This is a genomic window from Mesorhizobium sp. M7A.F.Ca.CA.004.04.2.1, from assembly GCF_004022825.1.
Taxonomy (GTDB): Bacteria; Pseudomonadota; Alphaproteobacteria; order Rhizobiales; family Rhizobiaceae; genus Mesorhizobium.
The window spans coordinates 1-488 of record NZ_RZPH01001761.1; the positions used below are offsets into that span (position 1 = coordinate 1).

General features: G+C 64.8%; 1 pseudogene. It reads left to right on the top strand.

From position 1 onward, the window contains the following. A pseudogene (locus tag EN893_RS38520) lies at nucleotides 1-488 on the top strand (hypothetical protein); the annotation flags it as partial.

Genomic DNA, 488 nt, shown 5'->3' on the forward strand with positions numbered 1-488 from the left:
GCAAGGTGACCGGCGGCCGGTACGGCATCTTTGCCTCGAACGACGGCAGCGGCGCCACCAGCATCATAGCCACGATGGCTGCCGTAGCCGGCTCAAGCGAAGACGGTATTTATGCCACCAACGGCACCACGGCGACCGACCTGACGGTGAGTGCCGCGGCGGTTAGCGGCAAGGGCGGCATCGCCGTCACCAACAACGGCACAGGCTTCACCAGCGTTACGGCGACGGGCTTGGTGACTGGGGCAAGCAACAACGGCATCGATGCCTACACAGACGGGGCCGGACTGACGGTGAGTGCGGCGGCAGTCAATGGTGGCTTCGCCGGCATCTATGCCCAGAACAACGGGACCGGTGCCACCAGCGTGACCGCGACGGGTACGGTGACTGGAACGGTCGACAACGGCATCGATGTCTATACCACGGGTACGGGCCTGACAGTGAACGCCGTGGCAGTCACCGGCGGGACCAATGGTATCCGCGCCTACAAC